This is a genomic window from Streptomyces sp. NPDC056883, from assembly GCF_042788835.1.
Classification (GTDB): Bacteria; Actinomycetota; Actinomycetes; order Streptomycetales; family Streptomycetaceae; genus Streptomyces; species Streptomyces stoeckheimensis.
In genome coordinates, this window is the sequence record NZ_JBHUBS010000030.1 from 1 (window position 1) to 24,307 (window position 24,307).

Here is a 24,307-nt window from a genome sequence, read left to right on the forward strand (position 1 = left end):
GCCGCGGCCGCCCCCGGCGGCCGGAGCCGCACCCGTGCCGGAGCCGGTGCGCGGACCGCCCGAGCGGCGGCGCGCGCCACCGCCGGAGCCGCCGCCGGCCTGGCCGGCGGAGCGCTGGCGCGGCGGGGTGGCCTGCGGGACCTCCATGACGACCGGGATGCCCGAGGGCTCCTTGGCGCCGGTGATGCGCGCAAGCTCCTCGTCGGAGGACTTGATCTGCGCGGTGCGCGGGGAGATCCCGGCGTCCGACATCAGGCGGGTCATGTCGCGCTTCTGGTCGGGCAGGACCAGGGTGACGACGCTGCCGGACTCGCCGGCACGGGCGGTACGGCCGCCGCGGTGCAGGTAGTCCTTGTGGTCGGTCGGCGGGTCCACGTTGACGACGAGGTCGAGGTCGTCGATGTGGATGCCTCGCGCGGCCACGTTGGTGGCGACCAGAGCGGTGACCTCGCCCGTCTTGAACCAGTCGAGGGTCCGGTTGCGCTGCGGCTGCGAGCGGCCGCCGTGCAGGCCGGAGGCGCGGACGCCGTCGGCGAGGAGCTTCTTGACCATGCGGTCGACCCCGCGCTTGGTGTCGACGAACATGATCACCCGGCCGTCGCGAGCGGCTATGCGCGTGGCCACGGCCTTCTTGTCGGTCTCGTCCATGACGTACAGGACGTGGTGCTCCATCGTGCTGACCGCGCCGGCGGACGGGTCGACGGAGAAGGCGACCGGGTCGGTGAGGAACATCTTGACGAGCTTGTCGATGTTCTTGTCGAGGGTCGCCGAGAACAGCATGGTCTGACCCTGGGGCTGGACCTGCTTGAGCAGGGAGGTGACCTGCGGCATGAAGCCCATGTCGGTCATCTGGTCGGCCTCGTCGAGGACCGTGATGGAGACCTGGGAGAGGTCGGCGTCACCGCGGTCGATGAGGTCCTTCAGGCGGCCGGGGGTGGCGACGAGCACCTCGGCGCCGCGGCGCAGGGCGCCGGACTGCCGGTTGATCGACATGCCGCCGACGACGGTCGTGATGCGCAGGTTGACGGCCGTGGCGTACGGGGACATCGCGTCGGTGACCTGCTGCGCGAGCTCACGGGTCGGTACGAGGACCAGGGCGAGCGGCTGCTTCGGCTGGGCGCGGCGGCCGGCGGTGCGGGCCAGCAGGGCCAGGCCGAAGGCCAGCGTCTTGCCGGAGCCGGTACGGCCGCGGCCGAGCAGGTCACGGCCGACGAGGGAGTTCGGCAGGGTCGCGGCCTGGATCGGGAACGGCTCGGTGACACCCTGGGCGGCGAGGGTCTTCAGCAGCGCCTCGGGCATGTCCATGTCCCCGAACGAGTCCACCGGCGGCAGGGCCGGGGTCAGCGGTTCGGGCATGGTGAATTCTTGGGGCCTGGCTACGGGGGCGGACTTCTGCCGTCCCGCGCCAGCCTTCGGACGTCCCTGGGCCGCACCTCGACCCCGGGTGGGGCGGCGGCTGGGTCGTGCGGAGCTGGAGCTGGTCATGCGAGAAAGCCCTCCTGAAACCGGCAGGTACTGCAGAAAACGCTGCAATCAAATGGTTCGAAACAGCAGACAAGCCGGGGCCCGCACCTACTCGGTGCGGACCCCGGCGTGCTGACTGCCTTAGGCGGGGAGGATGTTCTCCGCCTGGGGGCCCTTCTGGCCCTGGGTGACGTCGAAGGACACGCGCTGGCCCTCGTTGAGCTCACGGAAGCCCTGGGTGGCGATGTTCGAGTAGTGGGCGAAGACGTCCGGGCCGCCACCGTCCTGCTCGATGAAGCCGAAGCCCTTTTCCGAGTTGAACCACTTCACGGTGCCAAGTGCCATTTTTGAATCTCCTGAATAGGCGGCAAAGGGCCCCATCCGGAGATTCCGGCAAAACAATAAAAGCGCCTGTCGGAGCATTCCCGTCAGGCGCACATAAAGTTCATGGGTACCACAACTGCAACGAGCTCTAAGCTAGCACACGTCGGTCGGGGAGTGTCGCCGCGAGCATGTGACCTCCGTCCTGAGTGGATCCGGCGCGCAGCTTCCCGCCCACCTCCGCGAGGGCGCGCCGGAGCCCCGGAATGCCCATCCCACCGGAGTCGAGGACGATCCTCTCCCCCTCCGGGGCGGTGTTGATCACGTCGAGGCGGACCTCCCCGTCCTCGGCGTACAGATTCATCCGAACGGCGGAGCCGGGGGCGTACTTCGCCGCGTTGGTGAGTCCCTCGCGGGCTATCCGCAGCAGCAGCCGCCCGTCGCCGGCCGGGAAGGACCCCAGGCCGGGCTGGGTGTGGTGGGTGATCTCCATGCCGGTGGCCCGCATGTTCCGGGCCAGGGAGCCGAGGAAGCGGCCCACGTCCACGGGAGAGGTGTACGCGCGGCTGCCCGCGGGGTCGGTCAGCATGTCCAGCACCTCCCTGACCTCGGCCATCGCGGCCCGCGCCGATTCCTCCACGGCGCCGGCGGCCTCCCGGACCCGGGGGTCGGCCTCGGCGTCCAGGCGCAGGGCGGCGGCCTGCATCGTGAGGGCGGTGAGGCGGTGGCCGAGCCCGTCGTGGGTGCGCTGGGCCAAACGGGTGCGTTCCTGGACGACGGCCAGGTCGGCCGCCTGGTCCACGGCGGCGTGGGCCTGGCGGGCCCGCTCGCGCAGCGCGGTCATGACGTGCCGGTTGCGCCGCACGGTCTCCCCGTACAGGGCGGGCACGAGGATGGAGCCGAGGACGAAGGAGGCGGGGTCGCGCCCGGCGTACCCGAGGGGCAGGAAGAGGTCGCGGGTGGTGGCGTAGACGGCGCCCATCAGCAGGACCCCGACCCAGCGGTGGGACCGGCCGTACGCGGCCAGGGCGTAGGCGGCGAAGACGAGGGGGCCGCGGTCGTCGGAGACGACGGTGGCGGCGGTGGCCGCGAGGGCCGGGATCCAGGGGTGGGAGCGGCGCCAGAGCAGGGAGGCGGCCGCGAGCCAGCCGGCGGCCAGGCTGGTGGGGTAGTCGGTGACGAGGCCGAAGCGGTGGACGTCGTGGAGGTTGAGGGTGGTGAGCAGTCCGCAGAGCAGGGCGAGCCAGCTGTCGGTGCGGCGGGCGCGCACGGGGTCCGGGGCTCCGCTGCTCTCCCCCGTCAGGGTCCGCAGACCCCGTTCCAGCAGCTGTCCGGTGCGACCGGGCACGGCCTGCATGACTCCACCCCTCCCCGTCTGCGCACAAAACTGCGCAGAGCATGCCAAAACGTCCCCCCAGGGTGCCCTTCTTCCGCCGAAGGGGCATCCCGGGGGGACGTGTTCTTGGTGGCGCGGCGGGCCCGTTACAGGGAGACGCCGAGGCCGTTCAGCCAGGTGACCGGGTTGACGTCGGCGCCGTAGCTGTTGCTGGAGCGGACCTCGAAGTGGAGGTGCGGGCCGGTGGAGTTGCCGGTGTTGCCGGAGCGGCCGATCTGCTCGCCGGCGGAGACGCGCTCGCCTTCGGAGGCGGTCGCCGAGGACAGGTGGGCGGAGAGGGTGTAGCGGCCGTCGTCGTGCTTGATGACCACGGCGTTGCCGTACGCGCCCTGCCAGCCGGAGGAGACGACGGTGCCCGCGGCCGCGGCCCGCACCGGGGTGCCGGTGGACACCGCGAAGTCGATGCCGGTGTGGTACCCGGCCGCCCAGCCGCCCGCCTGGTGGTAACGGGCGGAGATGCTGCCGCCCGAGACGGGCAGGACGCCCTCGGCGCCGCTGCTGCGGGAGCTGCTCCGGGAGGAGCCCGAGGAGTCCGAGGAGTCGGAGTCGTCGGAGGAGCTCGACGAGCTGGAGGGCTTCGGCGCGGCCGGGGTGCTGCTGCCGGAGTCGGAGGAGCCGCCGGAGCCGTACGCGAGGCGCTGGCCCGGGAGGATCATGTCCGGGTTGGACCCGATCACCGAGCGGTTCTCGGAATAGAGGGTCTGCCAGCTGACGCCCAGTTCGGAACCGATGGTGCCGAGGGTGTCTCCGCTGACGACGGTGTAGCTGTTGGCGCCCTGGGACTTCGGGGCGGCCGGGGCGGCCGGGGCCTCGGCGTTCTTGTTCGCGGTGGAGGTGCCCGTACCCCTGTTGGTGGCAGCCGGGGCCTCGGGGGCCGGGCCGCCGCGCTGGAGGCCGGCGAGCTTGCCGCAGGCGGGCCAGGCGCCGGGGCCCTGGGTCGCCAGGACCTTCTCGGCGATGGCGATCTGCTGCGCCTTGGTGGCCTGGTTGGCCTGGGGGGCGTACTGCCGGCCGCCGAACTCCGCCCACGTGCTGGAGGAGAACTGCAGGCCGCCGTAGTAGCCGTTGCCGGTGTTGATGCTCCAGTCGTTGGTGGACTCACACTGGGCGACCTTGTCCCACGTGCCGACCGACGCGGCGGACGCGGGCTGTGCCACGAGACCCACGGCGGCGGGTGCGGCGATACCGGCGACAACGAGACCGGCGAGGGTACGAGCAGACGGGAAAGACATGCGGAGTTCCTGACTTCGGGGACATTGCGGAGGCCGGTGCACCGGGTGAAGCGGTGGTGCGTTCTGCCTCGGTAACCACCGTCCGGGAGGACGGGGGGTCGCCGAAGTCGCCGAAAGAGGACAGGACGGGCAGCAAAAGGGGACTGGGGAGGGAGGGTTGGACGGACTTAAGTCCCTATATGGCGGTAATGTCCGCAATAAGACGGGGATTCAGGGGAGGTGGGTCACATGACGATCCGCGTGATGGTGGTCGACGACCAGAGCCTCATACGGTCGGGACTGGTGACCCTGCTCGCGAGCGCGCCCGACATCGAGGTGGTCGCGGAGGCCGCCGACGGGGCCGAGGCGGTGCCGCTGGCGCGCACGTACCGGCCGGATGTGGTGCTCATGGACCTGGTCATGCCGAAGGTCGACGGCATGGAGGCCACCTTGCAGCTGCTGCGGCTGCCGGAGCCGCCGCGCGTGCTCGTCCTCACCGGCTACACGGCGGACGACCTGGTCCTGGACGCGCTACGGGCCGGAGCGGCGGGATTCCTGCTGAAGGACCTGCGCCCCGAGGAGCTCTTCGCCGGCATCCGCACGGTGGCGGCGGGCGGCAGCGCACTGGCACCCGGGGTGATGCGGGTGCTGCTGGAACGGGCGGACTCCCGCACCGAGGCGCCCGACCACGCGGAGCAGCTCTCCACCCTGTCCCCCGGCGAGCGGGACGTCCTCGCGCTGGTCGGCGAGGGCCGGACGAACCTGCAGATAGCGGAGGCGCTGCACCTGTCCCCGGCGAGCGTGAAGACGTACGTCTCGCGGATCCTGACGCAGCTCGACCTCTCGAACCGGACCCAGGCCGCGATCCTGGCCTACGAGGCGGGGCTGGTCCGCGCCGCGTGACCGGGCGGGGCCGGGCGGGGCGGGGCGGACAATGGCGGCATGACGATGACTCCCCGCTCCCGGGCCCGGTCCTTCGACACCGCCGCCGCTCTGTACGCGGCACACCGGCCCGGCTATCCGGAGGCGCTGTACGACGCGGTCGAGGAGTTGGCCGGGCGCCGGTTCGCGGGGGCGCGGGTGGCCGACGTGGGGGCGGGCACCGGAATCGGCACGGCCCCGATGCGGGCCCGCGAGGCCGAGGTGGTGGCCGTCGAGCCCGGGGACGGGATGGCGGCGGAGTTCCGCGTCCGCAACCCCGGGATCCCGATCGTGCGCGGGGACGGGAACCGGCTGCCGCTGGCCGGGGCCGCCTTCGACTTCATGACGTACGCCCAGGCCTGGCACTGGACGGACCCGGCGCGGTCCGTGCCCGAGGCGCGCCGGGTGCTGAAGCCCGGCGGGGCGCTCGCGATCTGGTGGAACGACCTGGACGAGTCGGCCGACTGGGTCGTCGAGCAGGGCGAGCGGATCCGTGTCTTCTTCGGGGCCGACGGCCCGGGCGGCGCGATCACGGGTGGGGCCGGCGCGGTCGGCGGGAGCGCCCAGGCGCTGGGCTACCGCACGCTTCCGCGGGGCCTCGACTCCGGTTTCGCCACGCGGAGCGTCCCGTGGTCGCGGCGGATCACGCTGGAGGCCCACCTGGCGAACCTGGCCAGCCACTCCGCGTTCCTGCTGCTGGGCGAGGCGGGCACGCGGGAGTTCCTGGACGCCGAGCGGGAGCGGCTGCATCCGGCATTTCCGGACGGAGTGGTGGAAGAGCCCTACGTGGTCACCCTCAGCGTGGCCGTCATCCGAGACGGTGCGGTCGCGCCACTAGCGGATCACGCCCCGGCCCCGTGAAGCTGACCGCCATGTCTCCCACTCCGCCTCCGCCGTCTTCCCGGCTGTCCCCGCCCGTCCACGCGTTCTTCCTCGTCAACGAAGGCATCGCCTTCCTGCTGGAGCTGCTGATCCTGGTCGTGCTCGCCTGGTGGGGCTTCAGCCGGGACATCGGCTGGGCGGGGTCCCTCGGCCTGGCGGTGGCCGCGCCGGCCGCCGCGGCCGTCCTCTGGGGGATGTTCGCCGCACCGAAGGCCCGGTACGCCGTCCCGCTCGCCGCTCAGCTCGGGGTGAAGGCCGTGGTGTACGGCGCCGCCGCCCTGGCGCTGTTCGCGCTCGGGCAGCGGCAGCCGGCCCTGTGGTTCGCGGTGGCCGTGGTCGTGAACACGGCCCTCTCCGCGTACTACCGCAACCGCTCCTGAAGCACCGCCGCCCGGCACTGCGCGGGGCTCCCCCAGGCGTCGCGCAACGGGCGGGCCTTGCGCAGCCACAGGGAGAGGTCGAGCTCCTCGGTGTAGCCGACGGCGCCGTGGAGCTGGAGCGCGGTCATGGCGGCCGCGTACGCCGCTTCGCCCGCGGTCAGCTTCGCCGCGGCGATCTCCCCGGGGGCCAGGGAGAGCGCGGCCGCCCACAGCAGGGGCCGGGCGAACTCCAGGCCGAGCAGGGTGTCCGCGAGCCGGTGCTTCACCGCCTGGAAGCCGCCGATCGCCGTGCCGAACTGCGTGCGCTGCTTCGCGTACTCCACCGTGCGCGCGAGGAGGGCCTCGCCGGTGCCGAGGCACTGGGCGGCGGTGAGCAGTCGGGCCCAGTCCGCGGCGTCCCTGGCCGCCGCGGTGACCGCCGGGCCGGCGGCGAGGAGTTCGCCGCCGCCGTCGGGGAGGGCCAGGCGGCGGGCGGGGTCTACGGAGGTGCGCAGCGTCCCGGCACCGGGGGCCAGGCGGAGTTCCCCGGCCGGGGACACCGTGAAGAGGTGGGTGGCCGCGTCGGCGTCCAGGGCGTACGGGCCCCCGCCGGGCAGGGTGAGGGTGGCCGAGGTCTCCCCCGCGACGAGCCCGGGGAGGAACCGCTTGGCCAGTGCTTCGTCGCCGAGCCGGGTCAGGAGGACGGCGGCGGCGGCCGTCTCCACCACCGGGCCGGGGACCCCGGCGCGGCCCAGCTCCACGAAGCCGGTGGCCAGCTCCAGCGGCATCAGGCCCATGCCCTCGTGGGCCTCGTCGGCCGCGAGGGCGAACAGTCCGGTGTCGGCGAGCCGCGCCCACACGGCCTTGCCCGGTGCGTGGTCGCCCGCGCCCCAGGCCCGTACCGCCGCCGGGACGTCGCAGGCGCCGAGCAGACCCCGCAGGGTGCGGGCGAAGTCCGACTGTTCTTCGGACGGCAGGAAGCGCATCAGCGGCGGCCCTTCGGGAGGCCGAGCAGCCGCTCGGCGATGATGTCGCGCTGGATCTCGTTGGTCCCGGCGTAGATGGGGCCGGCGAGGGAGAAGATCCACGGCTCCGCCCATTCCCCGTCGGCGAGTTCCGCGTCGGGGCCCAGCAGGTCGAGGGCGCTCTCGTGCAGGGCGATGTCGTACTGGGACCAGAACACCTTGTTCAGGCTGGACTCGGCGCCGATCGTCTCTCCGGCGGCGAAGCGGGAGGCGTTGGCCCAGGTGAACAGCTGGTAGGCGCGTGCTCCGACGACCGCGTCGGCGACCCGGTCGCGCCGGGCGGTGTCGGCCGGGTTCCCGTGGCTCTGCCAGAGCTCCACGAGACGGTCGGCGGCGGCGAGGAAGCGGCCCGGGGCGCGCAGGGTGAGCCCGCGCTCGTTGCCGGTGGTGGACATGGCGATCCGCCAGCCCTGTCCGGGCTCCCCGATGACGTCCGCGTCGGGGACGAAGACCTCGTCGAGGAAGAGTTCCGCGAAGGCGGGCTTGCCGTCGAGGCGGCCGATGGGCCGCACGGTGACCCCGGGGGCGTGCAGGTCGAACATCAGGTAGGTGAGGCCCTGGTGGGGTTTGGGCGCGTCGGGGTCGGTGCGGAAGATCCCGAAGGCCCGGTCGGCGAAGGCGGCCCGGGAGGACCAGGTCTTCTGTCCGGACAGCAGCCAGCCGCCTTCGGTGCGCACCGCCCGGGAGGTGAGGGAGGCGAGGTCCGAGCCGGATTCGGGCTCCGACCAGGCCTGGGCCCAGATCACCTCGCCGCTGGCCATGGAGGGCAGGACGCGGGCGCGCTGTTCGTCCGTGGCGTGGTCGAAGAGGGTGGGGGCGAGCAGGTTGATGCCGTTCTGCGAGACCCGGCCGGGTGCGCCCGCGGCCCAGTACTCCTCCTCGAAGACCAGCCAGTGCTCGATGTCGACGCCGCGGCCGCCGTACTCCTCGGGCCAGGACACCACCGACCAGCGGGCGGAGTGCAGGAGCGCCTCCCATTCCCGGTGGGCGGCGAAGCCCTCGCGGGTCTCCAGCGAGGGCAGGGGGGTGGCGGGCACGTGCGCGGCGAGCCAGTCGCGCGCCTCGGCCCGGAAGGCCTCCACGTCCGCCGAGTGGTCGAGGTCCATCAGCTGTTCGCCTCCTTCATCTTCATCGCGGCGATGTTCATTCCGCCGAGCGAGTCCGCCGCCGTTTCGGCGTTGTGGGCGTGCGCGAGGTGGTGCAGGCCGAAGACGGAGTCCATGCCGGTGTGGAGTCCCTGGAGGTCTTCGGCCTGGTTGACGGCCCGCTTGGTGAGGGCGAGTCCGAAGGAGGGCATCTCGGCGATCCGCAGGGCGAGCCGGTCGGTGGCTCCGGCCAGTTCGGCCCGCTCGACGACCCGGTTGACCATGCCGATCTCGTAGGCGCGGCGGGCGGGCATCCGGTCGCCGGTGTAGAGGAATTCCTTGGCGATGCGCGGGGGCATGGCCCACGGGTGGGCGAAGTACTCGACGCCCGGGATGCCCATGCGGACGACCGGGTCGGCGAAGAAGGCGTCCTCGCTGGCCACGATCAGGTCGCAGACCCAGGCGAGCATCAGCCCGCCGGCCACGCACGCGCCGTGGACGGAGGCGATGACGGGTTTGGGCAGTTCGCGCCAGCGCCGGCACATGCCGAGGTAGACCTCGGATTCGCGGGCGAAGCGGGATTCGGCGCCGGAGCGCTGGGAGTGGTCCCACCAGAGGCCGGCCCGGCGTTCGAAGGGCAGGTGGGCGTCGCGCTCGGGGGTGCCGATGTCGTGGCCCGCCGAGAAGTGCTCGCCGGCCCCGGCCAGGACGACGACCTTGACCGCGGGATCGTCGGCGGCCCGGTAGAAGGCGTCGTCGAGGGCGTAGGTCATCGCGCTGTTCTGGGCGTTGCGGTACCGGGGGCGGTTCATGGTCACGTACGCGACCGGGCCGCGGCGCTCGTAGAGCACGGGGGTTTCGTCGGGCATCTCTTCGCGCATCACTGCATCCTTCCCTAACAAGTGTTTGGTAGGTTAACGTACGGCCATGAGCAGCGTCGAGGAGTTCCGCACCGAGGTTCGGAGTTGGCTACGGGCCCACCTCACCGGCGAGTTCGCCGCCCTCAAGGGCCGCGGCGGACCGGGCCGGGAGCACGAGGCCTTCGCCGAACGCCTCGCCTGGGAACGGCACATGGCGGCGCACGGCTGGACCTGCGTGGGCTGGCCCGTCGAGTACGGAGGCCGCGGCGCCAGCACCGCGCAGCAGATCGCCTTCCACGAGGAGTACGCCCTGGCCGACGCGCCCGCGCGCGTGAACCACATAGGCGAGCAGCTCCTCGGCCCCACCCTCATCGCGCACGGCACCGAGGAGCAGCGGCGGCGCTTCCTGCCGCCCATCCGGGCCGTGGAAGAGCTGTGGTGCCAGGGGTACAGCGAGCCCGACGCCGGCTCGGACCTGGCGAACATCCGCACCCGGGCCGCCCTCGTGGACGGCGCGTGGGTGGTGGACGGCCAGAAGGTCTGGACCTCCCTGGCCCACGAGGCGCAGTGGTGCTTCGTGGCCGCCCGCACCGAGCCGGGCTCCCGTCGGCACGCCGGACTGTCCTACCTCCTGGTCCCGATGGACCAGCCCGGGGTGGAGGTCCGGCCCATCGTGCAGCTGACCGGCACCTCGGAGTTCAACGAGGTCTTCTTCGACGGGGCCCGCACCGACGCCGCCCACGTGGTCGGCGCGCCCGGCGACGGCTGGGCCGTCGCCATGGCCACCCTCGGCTTCGAGCGCGGCGTCTCCACCCTCGGCCAGCAGGTCGGCTTCCGCCGCGAGCTGGAGGACCTGGCCGCGCTGGCCAAGCGCAACGGCGCGATGGCCGATCCGCTGATCCGCGACCGGCTCGTCCGGGCCTGGATCGGCCTGGAGACCATGCGCGCCTCCGCGCTGCGGCCCGGGGTCGCCCCGTCCACGGCCAAGCTGTACTGGGCCCGCTGGCACCGGGACCTCGGCGAACTCGCCATGGACGTCTGCGGAGCCGCCTCGCTGCTCGCGGCCGGGGCGCACGGGGACCCGTACGACCTCGACGACTGGCAGCGGCTCTTCCTCTTCTCCCGCGCCGACACCCTCTACGCGGGCTCCGACGAGATCCAGCGCACCATCGTCGCCGAGCGCATCCTCGGCCTTCCCAAGGAGGTACGGGCGTGAACCGGATCGGCAATGCACCCGAGTACGTGGCCGGGCACGGGCTGCTGACCGGCCGGAGCGCCGTGATCACCGCGGCCGCCGGGGCCGGCATCGGCGGGGCCACCGCGCGCCGCTTCCTGGAGGAGGGGGCCCGCGTCCTCATCGGCGACGCGCACGCCCGCCGCCTCAAGGAGAGCGAGGAGGCGCTGGCCGCCGAGTTCGGCGCGGACCGGGTCGCCTCCCTGCCCTGCGACGTCACCGACGAGGAGCAGGTGGGCGCCTTCTTCGCGCTCGCCGAACGGCTCCACGGCCGCCTCGACCTCGTCGTCAACAACGCCGGGCTCGGCGGCACGGCCAACCTCGTCGACATGACCGACGAGCAGTGGTCCCGCGTCCTCGACGTCACCCTGAACGGCACCTTCCGCTGCACCCGCGCCGCGATGCGCGCGATGAAGGCCTCGGGAACGGGCGGGGTGATCGTCAACAACGCCTCCGTGGTCGGCTGGCGCGCCCAGACCGGGCAGGCCCACTACGCCGCCGCCAAGGCCGGGGTGATGGCGCTGACCCGCTGCTCGGCGCTGGAGGCAGCGGAGTTCGGCGTACGGATCAACGCGGTCGCGCCGAGCCTGGCCATGCACCCGCACCTGGTGAAGGTCACCAGCGAGGAGCTGCTCACGGAACTCACCGCCCGCGAGGCCTTCGGCCGGTACGCCGAGCCCTGGGAGGTCGCCAACGTCATCGTGTTCCTGGCCAGCGGCTACTCGTCGTACATGACGGGCGAGACCGTGTCGGTCAGCAGTCAGCACGCGTAGGCCCAGAATGGCCCCGTGCCAACGAACAAGAAGAAGCAGGTGACCGCGTCGCCCGAACGTCGCCGCGAACTCCTCGACACCGCCGCCGAGGTCTTCGCCGCGCAGGGCTACAACGCCACCACCGTCCGAAAGATCGCCGACGCCGCCGGCATGCTCGCCGGCAGCCTCTACTACCACTTCGATTCCAAGGAATCGATGCTCGACGAGATCCTCTCCGCCTTCCTGACCGAGCTGTGGGAGGGGTACGACACCGTCCTCGCCGCCGGTCTCGGACCCAGGGAGACCATCGAGGCCCTCGTCACCGAATCGTTCCGGGAGATCGACCGGCACCGCGCCGCCGTCGCCATCTACCAGAAGGAGTCCCGGACCCTGTCGGTCCAGCCCCGCTTCCACTACCTCTCCGACTCGCAGGTCAAGTTCGAGAAGGCGTGGCTGGGGACGCTGGAGCGCGGGGTCGCGGACGGGGTCTTCCGCGCCGACCTGGACATCCGCCTCACCTACCGCTTCGTGCGCGACACGGTGTGGGTGGCGGCGTCCTGGTACCGGCCGGGCGGCCAGCACAGCCCCGAGGAGATCGCCCGCCAGTACCTGTCGATGGTGCTGGACGGGATCGCCACCCGTACGTAACCCCTGAGGAGTTCCGATGCCCGAGGCCTACATAGTCGAAGCGGTGCGCACCCCCGTGGGCCGCCGCAAGGGGGGCCTGTCAGAGGTCCACCCGGCCGACCTGGGAGCGCACGTCCTGAAGGCGCTCGTCGAACGGTCCGGGATCGACCCGGCGGCCGTGGAGGACGTGGTGATGGGCTGCCTCGACAACGTCGGGCCGCAGGCCGGCGACATCGGGCGGACCGCCTGGCTGGCCGCGGGGCTCCCCGAGGAGGTCCCGGGCGTCACCATCGACCGCCAGTGCGGGTCCTCGCAGCAGGCCGTGCACTTCGCGGCGCAGGGCGTCATGTCCGGCACCCAGGACCTGGTGGTGGCCGCCGGCACCCAGAACATGTCGATGGTCCCGATCGCCTTCGCCTCGCGGCAGGCCGCGGAACCGCTGGGCTTCACGGAGGGCCCCTACCTGGGGTCGCAGGGCTGGCGGGCCCGGTACGGGGACTCCCCGGTCAACCAGTTCTACGGGGCCCAGCTGATCGCCGAGAAGTGGGGCATCTCCCGCCTCGACATGGAGGAGTTCGCCCTGCGCTCCCACCAGCGGGCGCTGCGCGCGATCGACGAGGGCCGCTTCGAGCGGGAGATCGTGCCGTACGGGTCGGTGTCGGTGGACGAGGGTCCGCGCCGCGACACCACCCTGGAGAAGATGGCGGGGCTCAAGCCGGTCATGGAGGGCGGCACGATCACGGCGGCGGTCTCCTCCCAGGTCTCGGACGGTGCGGCGGCGATGCTGCTGGCCTCGGAGCGGGCGGTACGGGAACACGGGCTGCGCCCGCGGGCGCGCATCCACCACCTGTCGGTGCGCGGCGAGGACCCGATCCGCATGCTGTCGGCTCCGATCCCGGCGACGGCGTACGCCCTGAAGAAGACGGGCATGTCCCTCGCCGACATCGACCTGGTCGAGATCAACGAGGCCTTCGCCCCGGTGGCCCTGGCCTGGCTGAAGGAGACGGGCGCGGACCCGGAGCGGGTCAACGTCAACGGCGGCGCGATCGCCCTGGGACACCCCCTGGGCGCGACGGGCGTCAAGCTGATGACGACCCTGCTGCACGAACTGGAGCGCACGGGCGGCCGCTTCGGCCTCCAGACCATGTGCGAGGGCGGCGGCCAGGCCAACGTCACCATCATCGAGCGGCTCTAGCCCCCGCCGGAACGGCCCCCGGGGCACTGCTCCCGGGGGCCCTCTTTACCGCCGGCACACCGCCTCATGGTGTTTCGTGGTCCTGGTCGACACATGATCGGAGGCCTCGATGGGCGCCCCAGCCGACGCGCAGACCGCGTCCAGGTCCAAGCAGCGGCCGTTCTGGAAGGAGCTGCCGCTGCTCGTCGCCATCGCCCTCGTGGTGGCGTTCCTGATCAAGACCTTCCTCTTCCAGGCGTTCTCCATCCCGTCGGACTCGATGCAGAACACCCTCCAGCGCGGGGACCGGGTCCTGGTCGACAAGCTCACCCCCTGGTTCGGCTCGGAGCCCGAACGCGGCGAGGTCGTCGTCTTCCACGACCCGAGCGACTGGCTGAAGGACGAGCCCGTCCCGCAGCGCAACGCCCTCCAGAACGCTCTCAGCGCCATCGGCCTGATGCCCTCCGCCAACGAGAAGGACCTGATCAAGCGGGTCATCGCGGTCGGCGGCGACACGGTCGAATGCCGCGGGAACGGACCGGTCGAGGTCAACGGCAAGGCGCTGGACGAGCCGTACGTCTTCCCGGGGAACACCCCGTGCGGCGACAAGCCGTTCGGGCCGCTCACCGTGCCGGCCGGGAAGCTCTGGGTCATGGGGGACCACCGGCAGAAGTCCTCGGACTCCCGCTACCACCAGAACGACCCGAAGACCCACGGCTTCGTACCGGTGTCGGACGTCGTCGGCCGCGCCGTCGTCGTCGCCTGGCCCGTCACCCGCTGGGCGACCCTGCCGGTCCCGGACACCTTCGGACAGCCGGGGATCGGCGACCAGGGCAAGCGCTAGGCGTCTCGCCCTACGAAATATTCGTCTCGCATGACGGAACGCTCACTAGAGTGCCGGCATGAAAGAGGCGCGGATACCCCGCAGTTGGCTCATGCTCGCTCTGGGCACCGGCGGCCAGACCGCCAGCACGACGGTGCTCTACGGGCTGCCCTACCTGCTCCCCGCGCTCCAGCGCGAGCTCGGGCTGTCGCTGGTGGGCGCCGGGGTCCTCGTCTCCTGCCCGATCGCCGGGGTGCTGCTCGGCCTGATCGGCTGGGGCGTGGTCGCCGACCGGTACGGGGAGCGGGTGGCGCTGTCGGCCGGACTGCTGGGCGCTGCCGGGGCGATGGCCCTGGCGGCCGCCGCGCCAGGGGTCCGGCCGCTGGGCGCGCTGCTCGTACTGGCCGGGGCGGCGGGCTCCTCCGTCAGCTCGGCCTCGGGACGCCTGGTCATCGGCTGGTTCCCGCCCGCCCGGCGGGGCGTCGCGATGGGGGTGCGCCAGGCCTCGCAGCCGCTCGGCATCGCGCTGGCCGCCGCCGTCCTGCCCCCGGTGGCCCACCAGGCCGGCCTGTCCGCGGCCTTCGGTCTCTGCGCCGCGCTGTGCGGGGGTGCGGGGGTGGCGATGGTCCTGTTCGCCGCCGACCCGCCGCGTCCCGGGCCGGCGGCCGGTGAGCCGGCGCCCAGCCCGTTCCGGGGTGGCTACCTGTGGCGGCTGAACGGAGTCGCCGCGGCGCTGTGCGTGCCGCAGTTCGTGGTGACCGGGTTCTCCCTGCTCTTCCTGACCGAGGTGCGCGGATGGTCCGCCGGCACCGCCGGCACCGTGCTGGCCGTGGCCAACCTGGCCGGCGCGGGCGTGCGGCTGTTCGCCGGCTGGTGGTCCGACGCCGTGGCCAGCCGGGTCCGGCCGATGCGGCTGCTGGCCGTGGCCACCGCGGCGGACCTGGTGCTGCTGACCGTCGGAGCCGCCTGGCACTCGCCGGTCGCCACCGTGGCCCTGCTGGTGGCCTCGGGCCTCACGGTCAGCACCAACGGCCTGCACAGCACGGCGGTCGCCGAGTACGCCGGCCCCGACTGGGCAGGCCGCGCCCTGGGGGTGCACCAGATGGGGCAGCACGCCGCGGTGGTCCTCGTCCCGCCACTGGCGGGCGCGCTGATCGCGGGCCACGGATACCCGCCGCTCTTCGCCGCGGCGGCGGCCTTCACCGCGCCGGCCATCGCCTTGCTGCCGCACGCCGACAGGACCACGCCCTGGGCCGCACCGGCAATTCCAGCCCCTCCGGCGTTTGAGGAGCGGGGTCTGGGGCGGAGCCCCGGGGAACGGGCGAAGGGCGGGTAGGGGACTTCGCCCCGGACAGCGGGACCGGCGCCGCGGCCGGCCGACCGGTCAGCGGGCCGGGGCCCGGCGGGAGAGCCGGGTCAGGGACACCGTCTGGGTGAGGGTCAGGGCTCCGGTGAGGATCTGCCAGAGGAGCGGGTCGGGGGCGTCCAGGGCGCGGGCCGCGGACAGGGCGATCGCCACCGCGCCGAGCGCGAGTGCGATCCGGTGGACGAAGCCGGCGTCGGTGCCGTGCGGCAGTCCGGACACCAGGGCGACCAGGCCGAGCAGGATCGGCAGCCAGTGCGGCTGGGAGCCGCGCATCAGCAGGGCGGCGGCGAACTCCGCTGCGAGGGCGAGGGAGTTGCGCGCCAGGGCCCCCGGGACCGATATCGACATGCGCACATCATGCCGGGGATATTCGCGTGCGCGTCCGGCGGGTCGCCTCCTAGGATCCGGGGCAAGGGCTGGGTCGTAGCACAGAGGTAGTGCGCCTACACAGCATGGAGGAGGACGCCGGTTCGAATCCGGCCGCCCAGCCCCCCACCCCCTACTTCGCGGGTGTCGCCGCCACCCACGCCCCCGCCGCCGCGATCGCCGCGGCCGCGGCGGGGAGCGGCAGGCCGAGGAAGCCGTGGAAGACCCCGGGGACCAGATGGACCCCGCAGTCCACGCCCGCCCCGCCCAGCCGGCGCCCGTAGGCCAGGCCCTCGTCCCGCAGGACGTCGCAGTCGGCCAGGACCAGCAGCGTGCGCGGCAGCCCCGAGAGGTCGGGGGCCCGCAGCGGGGAGACGTGGGGGTGGTCCGGGTCGCCGCCGTACTGGTCCCAGTACCAGGCCATGTGCGCGGCCGTGTGGAAGTGACCCTCCCCGAACTCCGCCACCGAGGGCTGCTCCATCGAGGCGTCCAGCGCCGGGTAGAACAGCAGCTGGCCGGCGACCAGTTCGGGGGCCCGCAGCGCCGTCACGGCCGCGAGGTTGCCTCCGCTGGAGTCCCCGGCGACGACCAGCCGCGCGGGATCGCAGCCCAGTGCGGCCGCCCGCGCCCGGGCCCACAGCAGCACCGTCAGCGCGTCGTCGGGCGCCGCCGGCCAGGGGTGTTCGGGCGCGAGGCGGTAGTCCGCGGAGACCACCACCGCGCCCGAGGCCACGGCCAGTGCACGGCACAGCGCGTCGTGGGTGTCCAGGCCGCACATCACCCAGCCGCCGCCGTGGAGGAACACGGCGAGGGGACGGCCCGCGGCGCCCGGCGCCGGGTCGTAGATCCGGACGGGAACCCCGTCCCCGTCCGCGTCCCGTACGGAGGCCACCTCCGCGCCCCCGCCCGGGGAAGCGGCCGCGGCCGCGCGCAGGGCGGCCGGGTCCCCCGGTCCGGGGAAGGCGGCCGCCATCGCGTCGCACAGCCGGCGGGCCGCCGGGGACAGCCGATCGGTGCCGCTCATCGCGCCGTCATCCCGCCGTCGACCGTGAACTCCGCGCCCGTGATGTACGAGGAGCCGTCCGAGCAGAGGAAGAGGACCAGTTCCCCGACCTCCTCGGGCCGCCCGATCCGCCCGAGCGGCAGGTGCGACCAGTCCCGCCCCGCGACGGCCTCGCTGACCATCGGGGTGTCGATCGCCCCCGGATGCACGGAGTTGATCCTGATCCGGTCCCCCGCCAGGTCCAGCGCGGCCGACTTCGTGAGCCCGCGCAGGGCGAACTTCGTCGACCCGTACGCCGCGTGGCCCGGGATGCCGACCAGCCCGGCGGTGGAGGAGACGTTGACGATGGAGCCGCCTCCGGCGGCGCGCAGCACCGGGGCCACCGCCTGGATGCCGAGGAACGGCCCGAGCAGGTTGACCCGCAGGAGGGCTTCGAACTCCTCCAGGCCCTGGCGCTCCACGTGGGCCGTGCGCCACAGCGCGGCGTTGTTGACCAGGGCGGAGACCGTGCCGAAGGCGCGTACGGCCTCGCGGACCACCTCCGCCCAGCTGTCGGCGTCGGCCACGTCGTGGCGGACGTAGAGTCCCTGGTCGCCGAGCGAGGCGGCGACCGCGCGGCCCTCCTCCTCCCGGATGTCGGTGACCACGACCCGCGCGCCGGCCTCGGCGCAGAGCCGGGCCTCGGCCGCGCCCTGGCCGCGTCCGGCGCCGGTGATGACGACGACCTTGCCGTCGAGGACCCTGCCGTCGAGAGAGGGGCTCACGGGTCAGCCCTCCAGGGCGCGGAAGTGCGGGATGACCGTCTCGCCCCACTGGCGGATGGTCTCCATGCAGGCCTCCTGGGGGACGGTGCCCATCTGGATCAGGCACATGACCTCGTCGACGCCGATCTCGCGCAGCTGCTCGACGTAGGCGATGGCCGTCTGGGCGTTGCCGTAGGCATGCTCGGCGTTGTAGGTGCCGGTGTCTATGGGGCGGGCCGGGATGTTCGCCTCGTGGAGCTTGGCGACGAGCTCCTCGCGGCCCTTCTCCAGCGCGGCCACGTGCTCCTCTGCGGTCTCGTCCTCGGAGTAGCCGGTGGGCTCGGGGGCGTTGCCGTACCAGTGGGCGATGGACTCGGCGAAGAAGCGCTGGCCGCGGGTGCCCAGGCGCAGGGCCCGCTCGGCGTCGTCGAGGACGATGGTGGGGCAGAGCGCGGAGAGGTGGTCGTTGACCTCGGTGGAGACGAAGCGGTCCCCGCTGCGGGTGGCGATGGCCTCGTCGTAGACCTTGCGCATCGTACGGACGTCGTCGGCGCCGGCGAATCCCATCACGAGGGCTCCGATGCCCAGTTCGGCGGCGAGCTTGAGGGTGTCGTGCTTGGAGCAGGCCATGAAGAGCGGCGGGTGCGGGTCCTGGACCGGCCGGGGCAGGACCGCGCCGGGGCCGATGTCGATGGAGCCGTGCCACTCGAACTTCTCCTCGCGCCAGGCGGAGGAGAAGATCCGCAGCGCTTCCTCCATCTGCGGGTAGGTGTCCTCGGGGCGGACCCCGTACATGGACATCTCCTGGCGGGTGGCCCCGCGTCCGGCGCCGATGTCCACGCGGCCGCCGGAGAGCACGTCGAGCATGGCGGCGCGTTCGGCCACGCGCACGGGGTGCTGGTAGCCGAAGGGCATGGTGACGACGCCGTGGCCGATGCGGATCTTCTCGGTCCGGGCGGCGACCCAGGTCAGGAAGATCTCGGAGGCGCTCATGTGGGCGTACTGGGTGAGGGCGTGGTGCTCCACGGCCCAGATCCGGTCGAAGCCCATCTCCTCGGCGAACACGGCCTGTTCGACGCAGTCGTGGATGACCTGGCGCTCACGTTCGGGCGTCGGGTCGACGAGCTGCGCCTCGAAGATCATCGAGAACTTCACGGGGTGCCTCCCAGCCGTGCGCTGCGCACGGCACGTCGGTGATGTATTTCGAATAGGAATATTTCTAGCAGTCATATCGGGCCGGGGGAAGGGCCGCCGCGAAGACCGGTCGTAGACTGCGCTGCGTGACCAACGAGGCGACAGAAGAGACGAACGGGCGCACGCTCCCCGCGACCAGCTGGGCGGTGCTCGGGCTGCTCTCCTTCGGGGAGGAGCTCTCCGGTTACGACCTGAAGAAGTGGTCGGACTGGTCGCTGCGCTTCTTCTACTGGAGCCCGTCCTTCAGCCAGATCTACAGCGAGCTCAAGCGGCTGGAGAAGGCCGGCTACGCCTCTTCGCGGATGGTCGCCCAGGAGACCGGCACCCGCGACAAGCGGGTGTACCGGATCACGGACGAGGGCATGACGGCCGTACGGCGCTGGGCGCGCGAGGCGCCCGTCGACCCGCCGGTGCTCAAGCACGGGCCGATGCTGCGGCTGTGGCTCGGCCACCTGCTGGAGCCGGAGCAGATGCGCGAAGTCCTCGTCCAGCACCAGGAGTTCGCGGAGAAGATGCGGCGGCGCGCGGTGGCCGACGCGGACGGGGCCCGGGAAGAGGCCTCGTGGGCGTACCCGACGCTCACCCTCAAGTGGGCGGAGCGGTACTACGCCTCGGAGCGCGACCTGGCGGCCGCCATGCTCGACGACATAGCGGAACTGGAGAGCGCGCGCGGCGCGGCCCCGGAGTCCGCCCCGACCCCGCCGACCCCGGCGCCTGACGAGCCCGGCAAGCGCCCGTAGGTGCGCCGGAAGTAGAGCAGCGGCGCGCCTTCGCGGTGCGCCGTCAGGGCGGTGACCCGGCCCAGCGCGATGGCGTGGTCACCGCCGTCCAAGGCGGCCTCCAGGTCGCATTCGACGGTGGCGAGGACCCCGTCCAGCAGGGGCGCGCCGTTGCCGCCGGCCCGCCAGGGGACCCCGGCGAACTTGTCGCCCCCGGTCACGGCGAACCGGCGGCACAGCTCCTGCTGGTCGGCGGCGAGGATGTTGACGGCGAAGGCTCCCGCCGCCTGGATCCGGGGCCAGGTGGTGGACGTGCGCGCCGGGCAGAAGCAGACCAGCGGCGGGTCCAGGGACACGGACGAGAAGGACTGGACGGCCATCCCGACGGGACGGCCGTCGGCTCCGCGTGCCGCGATGACGGCGACGCCGGTGCAGAAGCTGGACAGGACCGACTTCATGTCGGACATGGCTGCCTCCCTCATGGGAACCTCCCTGATTATTTCTACTAGGTATATGCCTAACCGAAACACCTGTGATTGGATACCGCCCACGCTCGCTCGTCAAGTAGGGAGGGTCCCCGATGCCACCGCCCCCGCCTCAGCCGCCCGCCACGCTCGCCCGGCTCCCCGAGTACGCCGCCGCCGCGTACGGGGAGCGCGAGGCGCTCGCCGACGGAGAGGTCCGCTGGACCTTCGCCCGCCTCGCCGCCGAGATCTCCGCGGCCGCCCGCGCCGCCATCGCCCACGGCATCCGCCCCGGCGACCGGGTCGCGATCTGGGCCCCCAACAGCCGCCGGTGGATCACCGCCGCCCTCGGCGCGGTCGGCGCCGGAGCGGTCCTCGTACCGGTCAACACCCGCTACAAGCCCGCGGAGGCCGCCGACATCATCCGGCGCAGCGGCTCCCGCGTCCTGTTCACCGAGCGCGGGTTCCTCGGTACCGACTACGCCCGTGACCTGCACGCCTCCGGCGAGGACCTCGGGGCGCTCGCCTCGACGGTGATCCTGCGCGACGGGCGCGAGGCGGACGCGGCGGACGCGGCAGACGCCGAGGACGCGGCCGCCGGACCCGACGGGCCGCCCGGGACCGTCTCCTGGGAGGCGTACCTGGGCGCCGGCGAGGCCGTCCCCGACGCGGAGCGCGCCGCGCGCGCGGCCGCCGTACGCCCCGAGGACCTCAGCGACATCCTCTACACCTCCGGCACCACCGGCCGCTCCAAGGGCGTCATGACCACCCACGGCCAGGCCGTCCGGCTCTACGCCTCCTGGTCCGGCCTCGTCACCCTGCGCCCCGGCGACCGGTACCTGCTGGTCAACCCCTTCTTCCACACCTTCGGCTACAAGGCCGGTGTCCTCGCCTGCCTGCTGCGCGGGGTCACCATGCTCCCCGAGGCGGTCTACGACACCGACCGCATCCTGCACCGCATGGCCGCCGAGCGCGTCACCTGCCTGATGGGCCCGCCGACCGTCTTCCACGGCCTGATCCGCCACCCGGCGCGGGCCGCGCACGACCTGTCCGCGCTGCGCCTGGCCGGCACCGGAGCCGCCTCGGTGCCCGCCTCCCTCGTCGAGGAGATCCGCACCGAACTGGGGGCGCCCGACGTGTTCACCGCGTACGGGCTCACCGAGTCCGGCGGGGTCGTGTCCGTCTGCCCCACCGACGCCGACGCCCGGACCCTCGCCCACACCGTCGGCCTGCCGCTGCCGGACACAGAGGTACGGATCACCGACCCGCTCGGCGCGGTGCTGCCCGCCGGGGAGCCGGGCGAGGTGCAGGTCCGCGGCTACCACGTCACCCCCGGCTACCTGGACGACCCGGCGAGCACCGCCGAAGCCGTCCTGCCCGGCGGCTGGCTGCGCACCGGAGACATCGGCGTGCTCGACGGGCGCGGCTACCTCTCCATCACCGACCGGCTGAAGGACATGTACGTGGTCGGCGGGTTCAACGCCTATCCGGCGGAGGTGGAGAACGTGCTGCTGACCCACCCCGCCATCACCGACGCGGCGGTCGTCGGCGCCCCCGACGAGCGGCTCGGCGAGGTCGGGGTGGCCTACGTCGTCACCACCGGGCCGGTCACCTCCGAGGAGCTGACCGCCTGGACCCGGGAACGGCTGGCCAACTTCAAGGTGCCGCGGCGGTTCACCCGGATGGATGAGCTCCCGCGCAACGCGGGCGGCAAGCTGCTGAAGACGGAGCTGCGCCGCACGGCGCGAGGGGAGTCGGCGTGAGGTCGCTGGAGCCGACGAGGGAGCAGGAGGAACTCCGGGACGCGGTACGGGCGGTCCTGGCCCGCCACCCCGGCCACACGGCCTGGGCTCCGCTGACGGCGCAGATCGGCGCGGCCGCGCTGGCGGTCCCCGAACAGTACGGCGGGCTGGGCTGCGGGCCGGCCGAAGTCGGGGTGGTCATGGCGGAACTGGGGCGCGTACTGAGCCCCGTACCGTACCTGGGATCGGCGGTGCTGACGGTGGAGGCCCTGCTCGCGTCCGGGGACCGGGAGGCCTGCGCGAAGCACCTGCCGCACCTGGCGGAGGGCACGGTCGTGGGCGCCCTGGCCTGGGCGGAGGAGCAGGGAGACCCGCTCGCGCCGGGGGGCGGGTGGGAGGACGGCGACCTGTCGGCCCGGGCCGAGCCCGCCGGGGCGGACTGGCTGCTCACCGGCACGAAGCAGTACGTCCTGACCGGCCCCGCCGAGCCGTCCCTGCTGCTCGCGTTCGCCTGGATGGATCCGGCTCCGGGTCCCGGCACCGCCGCCGGGGCAGCCAGGTCCGCCGGGTCCGCCGCAGCAGCCGGGCCCGGCATCCCCGTCCCGCCCGGCCAGGGCAAGCGCCGGCTCGGGCTGTTCGAGCTCCTCGCCGCGCCGGCGGCCTTCACCGTACGGTCCACGATGGACCGCACCCGCCCCCTCGCGGAGCTGACCCTGGACCGGACCCCGGCCCGGCTGCTCTCGGCCGACGGCGCGGGCGTCCTCGCCCGGGTCCGGGACCTGGCCTGCACGGCGCTCGCCGCCGAGCAGGCGGGGGCGGCGGCGCGGGCACTGGAGGTGACGGTCCGGTACGCGAAGGAACGGGTGCAGTTCGGGCGGCCCATCGGCTCCTTCCAGGCGGTCAAGCACCGGCTCGCCGACCTGCACACCGCGGTGGAGGGAGCCCGCTCCCTCGCCCTCGCGGCGGCCGCCGCCGACGCGGCCCCGGAAGCGGCGGCCGCCGCCAAGTCGGCCTGCTCGGAGGCCTCCGCGTACGTGGCGGGCGAGATGATCCAGCTGCACGGCGGCATCGGCATCACCTGGGAGCACGAGGCGCACGAGTACTTCAAGCGGGCCCACGGATCGGCCCTGCTCTTCGGCTCCCCCGCCGCACACCGCGAACGGCTCGCGGTCCGGCTGGGGTTCCTCCCGGCCGGGTGACGCACCGGCGACCGGGGGCGCGGGGAGCGGAGGCTGTCGTACGCTCGGCCCATGACGGGCAGTGCGATAGACCTCCGGAAGATCGAAGAGACCGCCCCGGCGCTGGTGAGCCTGTACAAGAGTGCCGGGGTCTCGCTCCGCAAGCACGGTCTGGAGGGCGGCCGGGCCGCCGTCTACCTGGTCCTCGACTACTCCGGCTCGATGCGCCCGTACTACGACGACGGCAGCGTGCAGGCCCTCGCCGACCGGGTGCTGGGGCTCTCCGCGCACCTGGACGACGACGCCCGCGTGCCGGTCGTGTTCTTCTCCACCGAGGTCGACGCGGTCGAGGAGATCTCCCTGGCCGGCCACGAGGGGCGGGTCACCGCGATCGCCGCCGGCCTCGGCCACATGGGCAAGACGGCCTACCACGCGGCGATGGACGCGGTGATCGACCACTACCTGGACTCGGGTTCCACCCTCCCCGCGCTCGTGGTCTTCCAGACGGACGGCGGCCCGATCAACAAGCTCGCCGCCGAGAAGTACCTGTGCAAGGCGGCCCGGCTGCCGCTCTTCTGGCAGTTCGTCGGCTTCGGGAACACCCGCAGCTCACAGTTCGACTTCCTGCGGCGGCTGGACGAACTGCCCGTCCCGCAGAAGCGGGTGGTCGACAACGCGGGCTACTTCCACGCCGGCCCCGACCCGCGGACCGTCGCGGACCCGGAACTGTACGACCGCCTGGTCGGGGAGTTCCCGACCTGGCTGACGGCGGCCCGGGCGGCGGGGATCGTGCGCGCCTGACCGGCGGGTGCGCGCACCTCGCGCTTTGATGGGCGTATGACGACGAACAACTGGGCCGTATTCGAAAAGGCGGAACCGGAATTCGCGGCGGCCGTCCAGGCCCGCTTCGCTCAGTTCCCGCACCACGTCCTGGCGACCCTGCGCAAGGACGGCTCCCCGCGCGCGACCGGACTGAACGTCGAGATCCGCGGCGGCGAGCTGTGGCTGGGCATGATGCCGGGGTCGATGAAGGGGAAGGACCTGCGGCGCGACGGGCGCTTCGCCCTGCACACCAACCCGGGTCCGGGCGAGACCATGCCCGACGGGGACGTGCGGATCGCCGGGCGGGCGGTGGAGATCGTGGAGCAGCCCGAGCTCCACCGGTACGCGGAGGAGGCCGAGGAGAACGACACCCCGCACCCCTTCGACCTGTTCCGCGCCGACCTGACGGAGGTGGTCCACGTCGGGGTCGAGGGCGACGACCTGGTGGTCCGCTCGTGGACCCCGGAGCACGGATTGCGCACCCTGCGCCGGGGCAACGACGACGAGCCGGCCCGCGAGGAGCCTGCGGCGGGCTGAGCCGCCGGGGGGCTGGGGGGCTGGCTTGCGGCCCGGACG

General features: G+C 73.1%; 25 protein-coding genes, 1 tRNA gene and 1 pseudogene. 15 read left to right on the top strand and 12 right to left on the bottom strand.

Translation table 11 applies throughout. The features are described from left to right. The 4 genes from ACFRU2_RS39535 to ACFRU2_RS39550 form a co-directional block, all read right to left on the bottom strand. Positions 1-1,485: DEAD/DEAH box helicase (locus tag ACFRU2_RS39535; RefSeq protein ID WP_382981152.1), on the bottom strand; the 1,485-nt coding region annotated here is incomplete at its 3' end. A gap of 120 nt (positions 1,486-1,605) precedes the next feature. Next, positions 1,606-1,809, bottom strand: coding sequence for a cold-shock protein (locus ACFRU2_RS39540; RefSeq protein WP_112447913.1), 204 nt, complete (start codon positions 1,807-1,809; stop codon positions 1,606-1,608). Between the two features lie 127 nt (positions 1,810-1,936). Beyond that, a complete protein-coding gene (locus ACFRU2_RS39545; RefSeq protein ID WP_382981153.1) occupies positions 1,937-3,142 on the bottom strand; it encodes a sensor histidine kinase in 1,206 nt (401 codons plus the stop codon). Positions 3,143-3,267: 125 nt separating this feature from the next. Beyond that, a complete protein-coding gene (locus tag ACFRU2_RS39550) occupies positions 3,268-4,413 on the bottom strand; it encodes a peptidoglycan DD-metalloendopeptidase family protein (protein WP_382981155.1) in 1,146 nt (381 codons plus the stop codon). A gap of 228 nt (positions 4,414-4,641) precedes the next feature. On the opposite strand from ACFRU2_RS39550, the gene ACFRU2_RS39555 reads away from it, so the two are divergent. The 3 genes from ACFRU2_RS39555 to ACFRU2_RS39565 are packed head-to-tail and all read left to right on the top strand — an operon-like array spanning position 4,642 to position 6,575. Continuing rightward, positions 4,642-5,295 carry a response regulator gene (locus tag ACFRU2_RS39555; protein WP_382981156.1) on the top strand — a complete coding sequence of 218 codons (654 nt, stop codon included), beginning with the start codon at positions 4,642-4,644 and terminating at the stop codon, positions 5,293-5,295. A gap of 45 nt (positions 5,296-5,340) precedes the next feature. Then, positions 5,341-6,174: a class I SAM-dependent methyltransferase gene (locus ACFRU2_RS39560; RefSeq protein WP_382981210.1), complete on the top strand. Its 834-nt coding sequence runs from the start codon at positions 5,341-5,343 to the stop codon at positions 6,172-6,174. A gap of 11 nt (positions 6,175-6,185) precedes the next feature. Beyond that, a complete protein-coding gene (locus ACFRU2_RS39565) occupies positions 6,186-6,575 on the top strand; it encodes a YrdB family protein (protein WP_382981157.1) in 390 nt (129 codons plus the stop codon). Here ACFRU2_RS39565 and ACFRU2_RS39570 read toward each other — a convergent pair. From ACFRU2_RS39570 to ACFRU2_RS39580, 3 genes are read right to left on the bottom strand one after another with little or no spacing between them, the layout of a single operon-like run. Continuing rightward, positions 6,557-7,540, bottom strand: coding sequence for an acyl-CoA dehydrogenase family protein (locus ACFRU2_RS39570; protein WP_382981158.1), 984 nt, complete (start codon positions 7,538-7,540; stop codon positions 6,557-6,559). The genes ACFRU2_RS39565 and ACFRU2_RS39570 overlap by 19 nt on opposite strands. Then, positions 7,540-8,685, bottom strand: coding sequence for an acyl-CoA dehydrogenase family protein (locus tag ACFRU2_RS39575; RefSeq protein WP_382981160.1), 1,146 nt, complete (start codon positions 8,683-8,685; stop codon positions 7,540-7,542). Before ACFRU2_RS39575 ends, ACFRU2_RS39570 begins: the two co-directional genes overlap by 1 nt. After that, positions 8,685-9,545: an enoyl-CoA hydratase gene (locus ACFRU2_RS39580; RefSeq protein ID WP_382981161.1), complete on the bottom strand. Its 861-nt coding sequence runs from the start codon at positions 9,543-9,545 to the stop codon at positions 8,685-8,687. The genes ACFRU2_RS39575 and ACFRU2_RS39580 overlap by 1 nt, the downstream gene beginning before the upstream one ends. Positions 9,546-9,591: 46 nt before the next feature. Between ACFRU2_RS39580 and ACFRU2_RS39585 the strand changes: the two genes are divergently transcribed. From ACFRU2_RS39585 to ACFRU2_RS39610, 6 genes are all read left to right on the top strand, one after another. Further along, positions 9,592-10,740: an acyl-CoA dehydrogenase family protein gene (locus ACFRU2_RS39585; protein ID WP_382981162.1), complete on the top strand. Its 1,149-nt coding sequence runs from the start codon at positions 9,592-9,594 to the stop codon at positions 10,738-10,740. Beyond that, positions 10,737-11,531 carry an SDR family oxidoreductase gene (locus tag ACFRU2_RS39590; RefSeq protein WP_382981164.1) on the top strand — a complete coding sequence of 265 codons (795 nt, stop codon included), beginning with the start codon at positions 10,737-10,739 and terminating at the stop codon, positions 11,529-11,531. The genes ACFRU2_RS39585 and ACFRU2_RS39590 overlap by 4 nt, the downstream gene beginning before the upstream one ends. A 15-nt stretch (positions 11,532-11,546) precedes the next feature. Then, positions 11,547-12,158, top strand: a complete 612-nt coding sequence (locus ACFRU2_RS39595) for a TetR/AcrR family transcriptional regulator (protein ID WP_274552401.1) — start codon at positions 11,547-11,549, stop codon at positions 12,156-12,158. Between the two features lie 16 nt (positions 12,159-12,174). After that, a complete protein-coding gene (locus ACFRU2_RS39600) occupies positions 12,175-13,332 on the top strand; it encodes an acetyl-CoA C-acetyltransferase (RefSeq protein ID WP_382981165.1) in 1,158 nt (385 codons plus the stop codon). Between the two features lie 109 nt (positions 13,333-13,441). After that, positions 13,442-14,155 (top strand): signal peptidase I, encoded by a 714-nt coding sequence (gene lepB / locus ACFRU2_RS39605; protein ID WP_382981166.1) that lies wholly within the window; start codon positions 13,442-13,444, stop codon positions 14,153-14,155. Positions 14,156-14,213: 58 nt separating this feature from the next. Then, positions 14,214-15,470, top strand: coding sequence for an MFS transporter (locus ACFRU2_RS39610; protein WP_382981167.1), 1,257 nt, complete (start codon positions 14,214-14,216; stop codon positions 15,468-15,470). A gap of 48 nt (positions 15,471-15,518) precedes the next feature. On the opposite strand, the gene ACFRU2_RS39615 is transcribed toward ACFRU2_RS39610, so the two are convergent. Next, complete coding sequence (locus ACFRU2_RS39615; RefSeq protein ID WP_382981168.1) at positions 15,519-15,848, bottom strand: hypothetical protein; 330 nt, start codon at positions 15,846-15,848, stop codon at positions 15,519-15,521. A 65-nt stretch (positions 15,849-15,913) separates the two neighbouring features. Between ACFRU2_RS39615 and ACFRU2_RS39620 the strand changes: the two genes are divergently transcribed. Then, a tRNA-Ala gene (locus ACFRU2_RS39620) sits at positions 15,914-15,995 on the top strand. 4 nt (positions 15,996-15,999) lie between these two features. On the opposite strand, the gene ACFRU2_RS39625 is transcribed toward ACFRU2_RS39620, so the two are convergent. From ACFRU2_RS39625 to ACFRU2_RS39635, 3 genes are read right to left on the bottom strand one after another with little or no spacing between them, the layout of a single operon-like run. Beyond that, complete coding sequence (locus tag ACFRU2_RS39625; protein ID WP_382981169.1) at positions 16,000-16,890, bottom strand: alpha/beta hydrolase; 891 nt, start codon at positions 16,888-16,890, stop codon at positions 16,000-16,002. Beyond that, positions 16,887-17,633: an SDR family NAD(P)-dependent oxidoreductase gene (locus ACFRU2_RS39630; protein WP_382981170.1), complete on the bottom strand. Its 747-nt coding sequence runs from the start codon at positions 17,631-17,633 to the stop codon at positions 16,887-16,889. The genes ACFRU2_RS39625 and ACFRU2_RS39630 overlap by 4 nt, the downstream gene beginning before the upstream one ends. Positions 17,634-17,636: 3 nt before the next feature. Then, the gene (locus tag ACFRU2_RS39635) at positions 17,637-18,767 is read right to left on the bottom strand and encodes an LLM class flavin-dependent oxidoreductase (protein ID WP_382981171.1); all 1,131 of its coding nucleotides are present in this window, start codon (positions 18,765-18,767) and stop codon (positions 17,637-17,639) included. Between the two features lie 116 nt (positions 18,768-18,883). Here ACFRU2_RS39635 and ACFRU2_RS39640 point away from each other — a divergent pair, with 116 nt between their 5' ends. Beyond that, positions 18,884-19,546: a PadR family transcriptional regulator gene (locus ACFRU2_RS39640; protein WP_382981211.1), complete on the top strand. Its 663-nt coding sequence runs from the start codon at positions 18,884-18,886 to the stop codon at positions 19,544-19,546. A 47-nt stretch (positions 19,547-19,593) separates the two neighbouring features. On the opposite strand, the pseudogene ACFRU2_RS39645 reads toward ACFRU2_RS39640, so the two are convergent. Then, positions 19,594-20,007 (bottom strand): annotated as a pseudogene (locus ACFRU2_RS39645) (flavin reductase family protein); the annotation flags it as partial. 98 nt (positions 20,008-20,105) lie between these two features. Between ACFRU2_RS39645 and ACFRU2_RS39650 the strand changes: the two are divergent. From ACFRU2_RS39650 to ACFRU2_RS39665, 4 genes are read left to right on the top strand one after another with little or no spacing between them, the layout of a single operon-like run. Next, the gene (locus ACFRU2_RS39650; RefSeq protein ID WP_382981172.1) at positions 20,106-21,752 is read left to right on the top strand and encodes a FadD3 family acyl-CoA ligase; all 1,647 of its coding nucleotides are present in this window, start codon (positions 20,106-20,108) and stop codon (positions 21,750-21,752) included. Next, complete coding sequence (locus ACFRU2_RS39655; protein ID WP_382981174.1) at positions 21,749-22,930, top strand: acyl-CoA dehydrogenase family protein; 1,182 nt, start codon at positions 21,749-21,751, stop codon at positions 22,928-22,930. The genes ACFRU2_RS39650 and ACFRU2_RS39655 overlap by 4 nt, the downstream gene beginning before the upstream one ends. Before the next feature lie 51 nt (positions 22,931-22,981). Next, a complete protein-coding gene (locus ACFRU2_RS39660; protein ID WP_382981175.1) occupies positions 22,982-23,710 on the top strand; it encodes a vWA domain-containing protein in 729 nt (242 codons plus the stop codon). Between the two features lie 36 nt (positions 23,711-23,746). Next, complete coding sequence (locus tag ACFRU2_RS39665) at positions 23,747-24,268, top strand: pyridoxamine 5'-phosphate oxidase family protein (protein WP_274552389.1); 522 nt, start codon at positions 23,747-23,749, stop codon at positions 24,266-24,268. Positions 24,269-24,307 lie beyond the last annotated feature (39 nt).